The organism is Paraburkholderia sp. HP33-1 (genome assembly GCF_021390595.1).
Classification (GTDB): Bacteria; Pseudomonadota; Gammaproteobacteria; order Burkholderiales; family Burkholderiaceae; genus Paraburkholderia.
Genome location: NZ_JAJEJR010000002.1, coordinates 957692 through 971298, shown reverse-complemented (window position 1 = coordinate 971298; position 13607 = coordinate 957692). Strand labels below are relative to the sequence as shown.

General features: G+C 63.1%; 9 protein-coding genes. 3 read left to right on the top strand and 6 right to left on the bottom strand.

Features of this window, described 5'->3' with window-relative positions:
• Positions 1-18 precede the first annotated feature (18 nt).
• A complete protein-coding gene (locus L0U81_RS20450; RefSeq protein WP_233805332.1) occupies positions 19-501 on the bottom strand; it encodes an MSMEG_0572/Sll0783 family nitrogen starvation response protein in 483 nt (160 codons plus the stop codon).
• Positions 502-882: 381 nt separating this feature from the next.
• Between L0U81_RS20450 and L0U81_RS20445 the strand changes: the two genes are divergently transcribed.
• From L0U81_RS20445 to L0U81_RS20435, 3 genes are all read left to right on the top strand, one after another.
• Positions 883-2274, top strand: a complete 1392-nt coding sequence (locus L0U81_RS20445) for an aminotransferase-like domain-containing protein (RefSeq protein ID WP_233805331.1) — start codon at positions 883-885, stop codon at positions 2272-2274.
• Between the two features lie 38 nt (positions 2275-2312).
• Positions 2313-2459, top strand: a complete 147-nt coding sequence (locus L0U81_RS20440) for a LuxR C-terminal-related transcriptional regulator (RefSeq protein ID WP_442793439.1) — start codon at positions 2313-2315, stop codon at positions 2457-2459.
• Between the two features lie 217 nt (positions 2460-2676).
• Positions 2677-3363 carry a response regulator transcription factor gene (locus L0U81_RS20435; protein ID WP_233805330.1) on the top strand — a complete coding sequence of 229 codons (687 nt, stop codon included), beginning with the start codon at positions 2677-2679 and terminating at the stop codon, positions 3361-3363.
• A 46-nt stretch (positions 3364-3409) separates the two neighbouring features.
• Here L0U81_RS20435 and L0U81_RS20430 read toward each other — a convergent pair whose 3' ends face one another.
• From L0U81_RS20430 to L0U81_RS20410, 5 genes are all read right to left on the bottom strand, one after another.
• A complete protein-coding gene (locus L0U81_RS20430) occupies positions 3410-4678 on the bottom strand; it encodes a hypothetical protein (protein ID WP_233805329.1) in 1269 nt (422 codons plus the stop codon).
• 378 nt (positions 4679-5056) lie between these two features.
• Complete coding sequence (locus tag L0U81_RS20425; protein ID WP_233805328.1) at positions 5057-6229, bottom strand: M35 family metallo-endopeptidase; 1173 nt, start codon at positions 6227-6229, stop codon at positions 5057-5059.
• A 146-nt stretch (positions 6230-6375) separates the two neighbouring features.
• Positions 6376-7977, bottom strand: a complete 1602-nt coding sequence (locus tag L0U81_RS20420) for a hypothetical protein (protein ID WP_233805327.1) — start codon at positions 7975-7977, stop codon at positions 6376-6378.
• Positions 7978-8252: 275 nt separating this feature from the next.
• Complete coding sequence (gene tssA, locus L0U81_RS20415) at positions 8253-9410, bottom strand: type VI secretion system protein TssA (RefSeq protein ID WP_233805326.1); 1158 nt, start codon at positions 9408-9410, stop codon at positions 8253-8255.
• Positions 9407-13594, bottom strand: coding sequence for a type VI secretion system protein (locus L0U81_RS20410; protein ID WP_233805325.1), 4188 nt, complete (start codon positions 13592-13594; stop codon positions 9407-9409). The genes tssA and L0U81_RS20410 overlap by 4 nt, the downstream gene beginning before the upstream one ends.
• Positions 13595-13607 lie beyond the last annotated feature (13 nt).

Below are 13607 nucleotides of genomic sequence, written 5' to 3'. Positions count from 1 at the left end.
GATCGGCACCCGGCGCGCTCAGACGGTCCACGTATGGATGATCAGCGCGTTCTCCTTGCGATGGAGAAGCTGAAGGTCCAGCACATCTAGCGGGTTGATCGGGCGGATGCCTTCGATCAGCGATGCCTCGCCATGACCGTACAGCGCCTGCAATGCAAAGCGGCATGCGTAGACCTTGCCGCCCTCTCCCATGAACTTGACCAGTTGATTGTTGAAGTTCAGATGGCCGGGGAAGGCTTCGTCGCCAAGCGTCGGGAAACCGCGTTGCAGACCGAGCGTGACGCCAGGGCCATACAGCAGCACCGACGTGTCGAAACCCTTGCGTTGCAGACGCGTCGCCTGCAGCAGATTGACGAAGCCGATCGAGCCTTCGAATGCGACCGTGTGAAAGGTCACGAGCGCTTTTTCGCCGGGTTCGGCCTTGACGTCAGGAAAGACCTTTTCTTCGTAGTCGACGAGGTAGTCGCCTTTCTGATGCAGAGGTTTGTTGACTGCAGGCATATCGCTCTCCAATAAGTCGAGTAATTGATCGGATTGCTCACCGGGAAATAACCCGATTGGCGACTCACTTAACGCAACGCATATGCCAATTTCCGGCCCGGTTCATGCAATCAACTTCCAATCAATCAAACCCGATTGGTCCAAGCGACCCGAAAATTTCTTTGCGAGCCTTTGCTGGCTGAGCTTTTGAGTCGTTTCGCAGGAGTGGCCGCGCACCGTCTTTGCGCAGCACGAACGCGCTTTTTGCGTTTTCATGGTGCGCGATACCCCTCAAGCGTGCACTCATCCAATCAATGCGATCACTGTTCGAATTGATCGGAATCCGATTTATTTTTTACGTCGAGCCTGTGCTATTTTTTGAATAAAACAACGGGAATCTTCATGGACAGTCTCACGCATCACTGGCTCAAACGTCTGACCGAAAGCCGCAAACCGGCATATCTCGTGATACCGGATCTGATCGAAGAAGATCTCGCGAGCGGACGGTTGCGTCCGCGAGACCGGCTGCCGGGGTTGCGCGATCTGGCGGGCGCCTTGCAGCTGAATTACACGACCGTTGCACGCGCCTATGCGGAAGCGCGCAAGCGCGGCTTGCTCGACGCACGCGCGGGCAGCGGTACTTTCGTGCGGGGAAGGACACAGACGTTGCCGCTTGCGGGCGGCAGCAGTGTCGAGATGTCGATGAACATGCCACCCGAGCCGCCCGAGCTTGCGGCGCGCTTGCGAGAGTCGTCGGCGAGTCTGTTCGCGCAAACCGATCCCTATCGGCTGCTGCGGTATCAGGACTTCGGCGGCACGCCCGACGACCGCGCAGCCGGACGCGCATGGCTGAAAGACCGCTTCCCGGACTGCGAGGAGGACACGGTGCTGGTGTGTCCCGGCATTCATAGCGCGCTGGTCGCGCTCGTGTCGCAGCTTGCCAGACCGGGGGAAACGATTTGCCTCGATACGCTCGCGTATCCCGGCATCAAGGCAATCGCGTCGCAACTCGGCGTGCGTCTACAGCCCCTGCCGCGCGACGAAGAAGGACCGTTGCCGCATGCGTTCGAGGCGCTCTGCAAGACCGAAAAGCCCGGCGCGTTCTACTGCAACCCGACCTTGCAGAATCCCAGCACGCTAACGCTATCCGTGCAGCGTCGCGAGGCGCTTGCCGATGTCGCGTTGCGCTACAGCGTCCCCATCATCGAAGACGACGCATATGGCTGGCTGCCGGCGAACAAGCCCGTTGCGCTGGCCACGCTCGCGCCCGAACTGACCTGGTACATGACCGGCTTCTCGAAGACGCTCGGCGCAGGTTTGCGGGTCGCTTACCTGCGCGCGCCGAGCGCAAGACAGACGCAACGCGTCGCGGGTGCGTTACGCGCGACGACCGTGATGCCGAGTCCATTCACGGTGATGCTGGCGACACAATGGGTCAACGACGGCACTGCGCATGAAATGCTCGACGCAATCCGCAAGGAAGCGAACCTGCGTCAGGCCATTGCGTCCCAAGAACTGTCAGACTGGCAGCACGATTCACAACCCGATGGCTTTCATTTGTGGCTGCCGATTCCGGCGCAGTGCGACTGGAGCGCGCCCGAGCTTGCGCTGCAATTGCGCAATCAGGGGGTCGGCGCGGTTGCAGGTGCTGCGTTTTCGACGGACGGTAACCCGCCCAACGCGATCCGGATCTGCCTTGGCGGTCCGCAGAACCGCGACGATTGCCGCGACGCCATGCAACGCGTCTCGGAAACGCTGAAAGATCCGCATCATCTGCATGTGCCGATGATGTAACGCAAGCGTTCGATCTGCACCGTAACGAATTGCGGCCCGTGCTTTCCAAGCATTGCACGAATCTGCCGCTGTTTCCGATTTTGATCACCAAGGGCTTCAGGACACAGGAAATCGCCGAACGGATGCAGCTATCCCCGCTCACCGTGAAGACCTTGGTACGGCGCATCTACGGCAGTTTGCGGTGACGTTCGGGGGGTGCCGGAACGATCGAGGGACTGGCACTCCGGTCCGGCCGGCACGCGCTTCACGCTCCGGCTGCCGCTGGAATGCGAGCCGGCAACGCCGGTTGACGCGTGAGGAGCAGCGAAAACGGACACGAGTCTAGGAATGCGGACCGTTCCCTTCTGTAGCACAAACGCGCTACATCGAACGTCCTCGCACTGCGCATAAAATGACGCTCCTATGCAACCCGCAAACACCGGTCAGGAACCCCGAACAATCCGCATCGCCCTCGTCGAGGACGACGCCGGCTTCGCCGATGCGCTGAGCCATGCTGTGCTGAGTACGCCGGACTTGCGGCTGACCGGCGTAGCCGGCACCCTCGCCGAAGGACTGGCGATGCTCGACGGCTCACCGCCAGATGTGCTGCTGGTCGACCTGTGGCTGCCCGACGGCGCCGGCGTCGATGTGATCCGCGCCGCCGTGCCGCAATGGACTACTTGCAACGTCATGGTCAGCATCAATCCCGGCGACGAAGCCCACGTGATGCGCTCGATCAAAGCCGGCGCGTCCGGCTATCTGCTGAAGGACAGCTCGCCCGCGCGAATCGTCGACGAAATCCGCCGGGTCGCGAGCGGCGGCAATCCGGTCAGCCCGATCGTCGTGCGGCAAATACTCACGCGTCTGCGGCAAAGCGGCGCCGAAAGCAGCAAACCGAAAGTGGCGTCTGCGCCCTTGCTGTCTGCCCGCGAGAAGGAAGTGCTCGACTTGATCACCAAGGGTTTCAAGGCACACGAAATCGCAGAGCTGATGCAGCTGTCCCCGTTTACCGTGAAGACTTTCACGCGGCGCATTTACAGCAAGCTGAAGGTTACGTCGAAGGCGGAAGCCATTTATGAGGCCAGGACGCTGGGGCTGTTGTCTGATTAGCCAGGGGGCTGAACACGCTGCCCCCCGTGCGTCGTCCAGGAGCGCGCTAGTCGGCAAGCGTGTTATGCACCACGCAGAGCTGATAGGCAGACTGCACGGAACTCGTGGCGGGCACTGACGTCATTGCGTGCTGCCGCTGGATGCCGGCCAAGTGCCCAGGGCCCATGCTGGCGAGTTCCTCACCCATAGCGCGGTTGTCGTCCTGCTGCCATCTCAGCGTGTTCTTGTAAGCCGCCATGGCCGTGAAGTATTTGCGATAGACGACCGGGTACTTGCGCTTGAACAGCACATGGTGATGGGCATTGATGAAGAACTCTTCGTGGCCCAAGGTGGGCCGGTTGTATACCTCGCGCCGTTCGCGCCCGGTAACAAAGCGAGCCACAAAACCAGTCTGGCCCGTTTTGATTCCTGCGGCCTTGGCACCCTGCATGAGCTTGTCGTATTCGGCCAACTGCGTGTTGGGGTGCATCTTGAACATCGTGCGCAACGCCGGGCTTATGTTTGAACCATGTGCCATCAGGAATTGGCAGCACATGTGAAATGTAAGCCGGCCGCTGGACGAACTGAACTTGGCTGTATCCGAATGGATGCCAGGCATATTGAGAATCGCGTACTTCGTCGTGCCGGTGAATCGCAGGGAGGTACCGGCGTTGCTGGTCAGCGTCATCGGCGTGAAGCCCTTGCGGTTCTCGTGTACCGATAAGGTCGCCACGTAGTTCTTGACGTTATCCCCGACGGTTTGGGCTTCGGGTTCTGCGTCGTGACCAGCCCCGGCAACAGGGTCGATGGCGAAGATGTTCACGGGTATCGCTTTGAGCCGGGGATCGAGATTAAGGAAGTGTGCGATCCGAATGCAGGTGACGCCCCCCCGGCTCCAGCCCATGAGGTTGATCGCGTCGGGCAGCTGGTTGGCGCGCTCCAGGAACTTTAGTGTGCTCAGAACGGCCACAACGTTCTCGTCAGCCCCGACACCACTGATCTGCAAGGCCTGATCGCGCGGCAGGAGCTTGCGTGCCAGCCAGGGCGTACCGGCAAGCTTGAGGTAGTCGTCCATGCGGGCGCTCCCCGGCGTGGCTCCGTACTCCATGAGATCGAAGCGAGATGCTCCCGTGGTCGTGTCCACCGTCAGTTGCGGCGTCAGTAACCGCTTGTCGGGGCTGCCAGCCGCGCCTACGCCCTCGGTCACCATCCAATCGATAAACTCGCGCCCCGCCTTGCGCGCCTCGTTGCCGAATATGTTCACGATCTCGGCCTTGCTGGCGTCCTTGGAGGACGCGCCGCCGGTACCATGGTTGTAGATTGTCAGCACAGCCATGCAGTGATTCCTCTGGGTTGGGTTCTGGGGACGCCCCCTGCAGCAGTCTCGGGCCTTCAGCACGCGTGCCAGCCACCCAGGCAAGCCAGATAACCTGCGCGCCCTCGATCGCCCGACCCAAGGTCTCCCCGAAACCGGGGGCGTCTTCCACGATGGTCACGTGGATCGAGCGGAAGATCTGGCCGTGATCCCGTTTTGGCGTGAGGTATCCCGTCATTCCATGAGGGCCTCATTTTGCAGCCCAAAGCGAAACATTGGATGTAGCGCGTTTGCGCTACAGACAGCGGAAATCCGCTTAGGCTGGTCCATCGCTTTGACACACCAGGCCGGTACAAACGCGAACTCCATCGCGAGGCGCACCACCTGGCTCAAGCTGCGCTAAAGGAATTGTTCACAAAAAAGACGATAACTATCCGCATTGTCGACAGTTTTTGCAGGATTGGTGCGCGCAAGCCACGAGCAGAAATTGGGGCCATACATCGCTTGTCCTGATACCACGTGGTCTGTCGTGCCAACAGCGTTATGACTCACTTCGTGCAGTAGCACGCCCGCGACGGAGATTTGTTCATCTCCCTTCGGAAGCAGGGCATCCTGCAGCGCGATTTGCGCCGTGAGGTCCGCAACTCGCATGTCCCGTTCCGCCTCCAGCACATTCACATCGCCGCCCGCCTGTACCGCCTGAAAGAACGCCTTGTTTGCCTGCACCCGCTCTTCACTCAACGCGATCGCGCGTTCCAGGTAGAGGATCTGTTCCGCGTCGTAGACGATCTGGTGACTATGCTCCGCGGCCCCCCCGAAGAAATGCTTCCCCAGATTGACCCGGATGACGCCGGTGGCTGCGAGAGCCTCCCACGCCCGCGTGGCAGATCCCCATAGATTCCTCAAGGTCGGGGCTTCGCTTGGCTTCGCGTACTCGTCGGCATAAATGCCGATGGCTCTGGTCCGATAGACGTCCATCATTTGTTGCAAGTTCGCGCGTACAACAGTCGCGTCTCCCGTACCGAACCAGCGCACATAATGCCCATTCGGGTCACCTCCTCGGGCGACATAGGCATACGCAGCTTCAAGCATTTTTACGCCGTTTTCCCGTCCGGTGCTAAGGGTTCGATTGATATCGGCGAATCGATGAACGCCTGCCCAATGATGAACCCGGTGGTCGACGAGAACCCTTCCTGCACGGACAATGATTCCGCCACAAAGCTTTTTGAGTTCCGTGAGTATTTCCCCACGCCAGTACATGGGATTGGCAGCAGAGGCGAGATCCTTCAGCCTCTTCAATGGCGCACCTGACATGGCAAAACGAGTGACCTGCAGTAGTAGAAGCGCGCGAAGGGCGTCACGTAAGTCAGCAATCGCAGGTGAGCTGCGAAAGTGATAACCGAGTGAAATCGCAGATCCAACCCTACGTTTGGCAGCTGCACTATTGGCTTGCTGACCCAGCCATTCCAGCACCCCGGCATATCCGTTATAAATGACGATTCCCTCGCGTTGTGCGAGTGACAACAGTGTTTCCAACGCTGCGTCAAAACGTTGCTCGTCGCTTTTCGACATTTTCCACCCCTTTTCGAACGCCGCAAACACAAACCCATTGGCACAATCACTCTCGACTCGCGCGTCGGTTCATGAAAATGCCTGCTGTATGAAATGATCGTTTATCGCCAATCTCGCGAGACGGATTTGCGTGACGCTATTTGCATTCACGTCAACGGATTATGTGGATCGTTCGTGATATGCACCCACGTGCCGCCGCGCCCAAGAAAGTTCGCTCCCGAGCGATGATGTTTCGCGCCATAGCACTTCGTGTTCCCAATCCGGCAGTGCTCATGCGCGGCATCGTCGCGCAGCCAATCGAGGACGCTGTATTCCATATCCCGCCACATCTCCCACTCCGCTGCCGACCAGTCATAGCAGTGCTTGCACAGCACATCGACAATGCCGATACAAGGCCCCGCATAGCGACTCACTTTCTCCATCTGGGACACGATTTCCGCAACCTTGGTGGACAGGGCCATCGCGTCGTTGCACGACGAGATGAGGCGCGGCGATTCGTCGAGCGCCTTCACGGCTTCCGCTGCCTTCTTGAAATGCAACATCAGCTTGGACATCAGTTTTTCCACACCCGAACCGGCCGCCCGGATTTCGGCCGTCGCGTGCCACTCGACGAGCTTTTGATCGATCAGGCTGCACTTGATGGCGGTACCGTCCGCTCCCTTCAGCAGATTGAGCCCCACCTTGTCGCCAATCAGCACCGCGGCGGTCGTGCTGCCCGAGATGGCGCTCTGCCCCAACCTGGTCAGTTCGTTGGCCTCATTGATGAACGGCAGAAAGATCGAGCCGACAGCCAGCGCCTCGCCGATCACCGCGCCGGCTTTCTCGCTCCCCGTCGTCCGCGTATACCAATGCCCGGCGCGCCGTGTGGCCCGCGCAAAATAGCCGGGGCGGTCGACCTGCCGCCACACTGCGTCGAGCAACGCGTCCAGACGTCTTTTGTGCCCGTGGTCGGCGACGGGCGCCCCCGACCTGGCGCGAGTCGTCATGACCAGGCGTTCCGCGCTGTAGTTCCAGGTGGCGTTATCGGCCGCGTGCATGCCCGCAACGATCTTGTCGCGAGCCGCCTTCATGCCTTCGAGCAATTCGCCGATCTTCACGGCGCCCGGTATGTCCGACGGCGGGGAAGCGGGTTCAAAGCCCGCCTGCAACGTAGAGGTCGCCTCGGCGTGCCGCTTTGCGGGCATGCCGCCATGGGGATCGGTAGCGGGCGGCGCATAGCACACGTCCTTGTCGCCGCCGCCGGGGCAACAGCATGCATGGCTGTGCTGCTCGAACCAGAGCTGCAAGGCCGCGCTGATGTTCGGCTCCAACAGGGTCCAGTTCTCGGCGAGCTTCGCATACGAATCGAGATAGAAGATCAGCAGGTCGAGCACAGGCAGCGTGTAGTTACGTACCTTGTCGCTGTGATGGATAAACCTCGACACCGCCTTGGCGTAGTTGATCGCTTCTTCGCAGTTCCAGAACTCCGAGCCGGCTGCATCTTTGACTTCCTGGTCGATCGTTTTCATCATGCGGAAGTGATCGACCGCCCGTCGCAGCGAATCGCTGGCTTCCACGGTCAGGAAGACGCCCATCTCGGACTCCAGCTTCGGCTTCGCACTGGGGAACCGCTTCAGCCAGTTGCGGTTCGCACGCCTATGATCCGCACCGATCAATTCGATGGCATTCCTGAGCGCGTAGGTGCCCGCCGCGAGCCCGATCAGCACAGGGATCGCGATGCCACCCGTCAAGGCGCCGGCAACGGTCACGCTGACCGCGACAGCCACGCCGGTTCCCATGCTGACCTTGCTTTCCGTGCTCCACTTTGCGATGAACGTCTTCGCCTTGTTGGACAAAAAGTGTTTGGTGAGCCCCGTATGCTCTTTCGACACGGATTCGACAGCGTCGCGCATCATCAGCCTAGCCGCCCGCTTCGCTACGATGGGTTCAAGAAACATCACATCTCCAACAAGACAGTTATGCAGATTGAAAAACGGGAGACCTGGTCCGCAACGGCGTCACGGCCGCTTCGCGCACATCGCCGTCACTCGAGCCCGAGCATCAGGAAATAGCGCTCGACACTGCCATCTGGCTGCACAATGTCCCGCATCAAGTCCGCCGGCGTCATGCTTTCCCATGAAATCGCGCGATCGAGCAGATACGAGGTCGGGCTGTGCGGCTCCTGACGCTGCAGGTAACGTGCGATGTCGCCGAGCAGCCGGTAGGCATGGGCACGGTCGGCGATCAGGTTGACGATGCTTGGCGGGAGTGGCGTGGTCACTGCATCGGCGGCCGCATGCGGCTGCATCGCGTCATGCAGGATCGGGGCATGCACAGGCTGCGCGTCTTCGCGGTATGCCTGATCAAGCGCGTCATCCAGCGCTTCGATGGCCGCCGCGGCAGGTGCCGTCGACGGCACCTGCACCGCCCGCTCGCCGATGAGGCTGGTTGCCGCCCGCGAAAGGCGCGTCAGCACTTCCGCAACCCCTTGGAAGCCCGGTGCATATTCGCCAAGCCCAGGATCGACGAGTTGGGCCAGCCGGTCCCACGCTTCCCGTGCGACGACCGCGCGCTGCTGGAGCCGTGCCAGCGCGAAAAGGTTGTCGCCGCGCGTCACGTATGTATCGACCAGTTCGCGAGTGAAGGTGCTTCCGCCTTCGACAACCGGCGCCGCCGCAAGCCGCTGGAACGCTTCAAGATTGAACACGGGCATCTCGGGTAAGTCGATTTCCATCAGCGGCACGTGCAACGACAGCACCTGCGCGATGTTCCTCGCGAACCACGCGAACGGCGCCGCCCGCACTTCGGCGTCGTCGTTCTCGAGTTGCGGCCAGCCCGTTTCCCAATAGCGCTCGACGAGTCCCGTCATCACCTCGACACCGGCCACGAAACCGTCGATGCGATGCAGATGCGTCCACGCCTCGCACAGCCACGCGGCCAACTGAAAATCCTTGCTGCGCGTGCGCAGCGCCTCGCCGCTCAGCGCGGCGACGGCCTTCCAGTCCGCTTTGGCGAGCGGGCGTTCCCAATCGCCCATCGGCAGCGAGGCATCGTCCTCGTGCCGCGCATCGCGAATCCGCGCGTACAGCGCATCGCCGCGCAGCGACGTACCCGCGCCGCCGCCATCCGGCAAGTCGGCGAGATAGCTCTCCACGTCGACGGTGAAGTCCGGCTGGGTGTGCAACAAATTCGGTGTGCTCATAGTGCGTTCCATTCGGGCGCGGAGGTCGGAAAGCTGCCGGGCCACGGCAGCGGCGTCTTGCTGCCGGGCGCGCTCAGCGTGAGCCTGACGAACACCTGGCCGCGCTCCTGTTTCGGCAGCAGCGCGAGATCCGCGGGGTTCACCGTGCCCAGCGGAAAATCGAACTTGAGCAAGGGTCCCGCCCCGCGTTCGCGCGCGAGCGTGTCGGCCACACGCTGCTGCGAGATGAACGAAAAGAGCGCCCACGGGTCGGCGAATTGCCACGTCAAGGTGCGGCCATCGCTCGAAAACGCGCGCTGCGCCGGATCGTCGAGCGCCGTGAGCGGCGAGTCCTTCGCAAAGCGCAGCACCAGCGTGACGGGCATGCCGTACTCCCAGTGCAGCGTGCCTGATGCATCGTTCAACGACACACTCTGCGTGCCGATCCTGAGCGTCCAGTCGATCACCTGGTTGGCCGCGATCTCGCCCGTGCGGTTCGCGCGGAAATCGACCCGCACGTCGTAGCCGGTCGGCGCACCGTCGTTGGCCGGATACAGCGGTGCAAGAAACGCCGCCACCGGGTCGAACCGGTCGGCGAATTGACGCACCGCCGGGTTGCCTCCGATGCCCCGCTCCGCGGCAACGTTACGCGCCTGCTGCAAGGTCCTGGCGGCGCGCTCGTAGTGCCGCAGCGTCTGCCCAAGTTCTGCGAAGTCCACCGATGCATTACCCGCACTGCTTCGAACCGCAAGCCGAGCGGGAACGCCGAACGGCTGGTGACCCGCGACGTTCTGGTTGAACGTCGACGCAAACGCATCCCATTGCTGGCGCAGCCCGGCGTTATAGCTCTGGCCGCAGCGCGCGAGCAGGCTGTCGTACAGACGCATGTGCACCGAGGTGAAATAGTCGCTCGCGCCGACGGCGGACGGCCGAGGCGGGAATCGCCCGATGCAGTCGCCGCCGCGGGGGTCGCCCGCCACCGTCTGCACGAACTGCTCCAGCATCAGCAGGCTGCTGTTCGGATTCTTGAGCTGGTAGCGGCCCAGGTCGAGTTCGATCGCCTGCCAGCGCTGCGCCAGCGGCGAGACCGCATCGGCCGTGCTGAGCGCGGAGAGATAGGCCGCCGCCTGCTTGCCGAGCGTCGCGGCCCGTGCCGACTGCTGGTCGAGATAGATGCCCAACTGCGCCGGGTCGGCGATCCCGAATGCCGCGAGCACGGGCGCAGGCGCGTCGCCGCTCGACACCGCGCCCGCCGGCCGCGTCGCATACAGCTCGGCACGCGTCAGCGCATCGTCGACGAGGCGCAGGTGCTCCATCGCGTCGCGCGACATCAGCGCGTCGAGATCGGCGCCCTGCGCGGTCGCGTCCATGTCGGCGAGCGCCGCGCGGATCTTCACGAGACGGCTGCGCGCGGCATCGAATGCGGCGCCGTCCGGCTCGCCCTGCGCGGGCGACACGGCAGCGGCCGCGGCCACCTGATCGATCATGAGGCGAGCGAACTGTACATCGAGCGCCTGTTCGACAACGGGACGCAGCGTGTCGGGAATCGCGCTCAGGCCTTCCGCCAGGAAGTGCTTGCGCGCCTCGCTCAAGGCCAGGGCCTGATCGAGCTGGGCGAGGTCCCACGTCACGATCGAGCCTTCCGCTATCGACGGCAGCGGGAGGTCGCGCGGCACGGCCATGAACGGCTGGTTCAGCAGCTTCAACAGACCGTCGCGCAGCGCGAGCCGCGCCGGCGAAACCGCATAGCGCGCCTCCTTGTTGACCCACACGACGCCGGCATCGGCGCCGCCGAAGCGCAACGCCAGCTCGCTCCTGAACGCCTGATAGGCGTTGCCGGAACGCGCCCGCACGCGCGCCACGAGATCAGGACCAAGCAGGCGGCTCTCCGCCGCGCGCGCGAACGTGCCGTCGTGGACCGGGCCCGGAACGAACTGCGTCTGCCTCATCCACCCGCCCTTGCCCGAGGCCAGCAGATCCTGCTGCGTGCCGATGCCCGCCGCGATGGCGCGGTAGTCGCCTGTGAGCTGGGTAAAATCCGCCCCGTTGTTGTCCGTCACCGACAGATTGCCGAGATGGCTCACGATCGAGCGTTCGGTATTCAACAGCGGACTGCCCGCGAAGAGCCCATCGTCGAGCTGCTGTGCGCCCTTGTCGAATGTGCAGCGCAACGCCTGCTGCACGACGGGCAGATCGATGCCGCCCGCGCCGTCGGCGGCGTAGGCGTCGCTGCGATCCGGGTCGCGATAGAAGTACGGCAGGCTCCCCGCGAGGTTGCCCTGCAAATCCGCGCCGAATGCGTAGCGCACGGCAAGACGAAGCGCATCGGCATTGCCCGCCGACGGCCGCTGCAACCGCTGCATGGCCTGCAGCGCCGCATCGAGCTGATCGACCTCGCCCACGTAGCGCTGCAAGGCGCGCATCGCGGGCGCATCCTCGACGGCGAGGCTGTCGGCGCCGCGCGCATCGGCACTCGCCGCCGCAGGCGCGGCGCAATCGTCGCCGACGATCAATTGACCCGTGCCCGGATCGCGCGCGATACCGCTCAACGTTCCGACACGTTGGAGCATTTCACGTTCGAGCGCCGTCACGACGATCTCGCCGAATTCGCGTTCGAAGCGCTGCCGGACCCGTTCATTGAGATCGTCGACGACATTCCACGAGCCGGGCATGAAGATCGACCAGTCCACGCCGGCATGCAGCCGGTCGTTCACGCCGATCAGCGCAAGCGCCTTGCCTCGATACCAGTCGGCGGGCAGTTGCTGGCCGCCATGCTCGGCCGAAGCGCGCTCCTGTGCGCTCTTTTGCAGCTCGCCGAGGGCCGCCACGAGCGCGGCATGGCGATGGCTCAACTGCACCGTCGCGACGGCGAGCCCGATGCCCCAACCGCCAAGCAGCGCGAGCGTGCCCCAGTGCAGCGTGCGATTGACGAGCGGCCGCGCAAGGTGCTGGGTACGCGACGGCCGGGTCAGGCCGTATTCGAGGAAGATCTTCTTTTCGAACAGGTCACGCAGGAAGGCCGGCTGCAGCATCAGGTCGCCGACCGGCGACGATAGCGGGTGCGCAGCGATTCCCGGATCGGCGTGGTCCGCACCCTCCTCTGCCGCGCCGGCATCGCCGCCCGCGAGATAGGGCTCCTCGCCTCGGCCATAGGGATCGGAACCGGCTTCCATTGCCGCAGCACTGGCCAGTACGGTCTCCTCGACGCCCGCATCGCTGAGCTCGCCGGTGTCGCCCGTCAGGTAGATGCCGCGGAAGAAAAACGGCTCGTGGTACGCGCTCGGCCGCAGCAGTTCATCGACGTAGAGCTGCAACTGCGAGCGGATGGCATCGATGCGCGCGGGCAGGAAGAGAATTTCGCGTGCGTCGAGATGGCCCGTGTCGAGCGTGAAAAGCTCGGCGCTCGCATCCGACACGGCGCGTTCGATGCTCGTCATCGCGGTTTCGACCCAGCTCGCCTGGTAGGTCTCCGACAGGTCGTACGGCGAAGACCAGCCGAGCATGCTGGCGCGCAGCGGCTCGGGCAAGGCCCGTGCAAACGACGTGAAGCCCGCCAGCGACTCGCACCCCGTGACGACGACGTACAGCGCGAAGCGCATCGCAAAGCGGTTCTGCGCAAGCCATAAGCGCCGGTGCGCGAGCTTCGCGTGCCGCACGAGCTCGAGTCTCGCATCGGTATCTTCGGCCAGCAGCATCGCGGCGGGCACCGTCACCACGACCGAATCGAACGGCCGTTGCGGCCGGTAGTTGCGGCACAGGCTCAGGAATTCGTCCCAGGGCTTTTCGTCGGTGTCTTCATCGGGCGAGCCGAGGTAGGCGGCCTTGATGTCGATCACGATGCCGCGATCGAAGAACTGCCACGCAATCCCCTGCGTCGCGGCCGGCGAGGCGGCCTCTGAACTCAGCACGCTCGCCACGCCGGACTGCGCGATCGGCAGCGCAGGCGGATCGTCGCCTTCGTTCAGCACGAGAATCCACGGCACGTTGTAACGCTCGGCCCGCGACACGATATTGCCTTCGACCAGTTCGACGGCCTGGCGAAACGCGTTGCGCAGCGAATCGGCGCGCATCCGGACGATCTTGCGATCGCCTGCCGCCTTGTTCTTCTCGCCATGCGCGGCGAAATACACGACGACGCCCAGCACCGTGCAGACGACCACGATGAGAACGGCCAGCGAGAGCAGGAACAGGTCGCTCGTCAGCATGCGCGGACTCCGG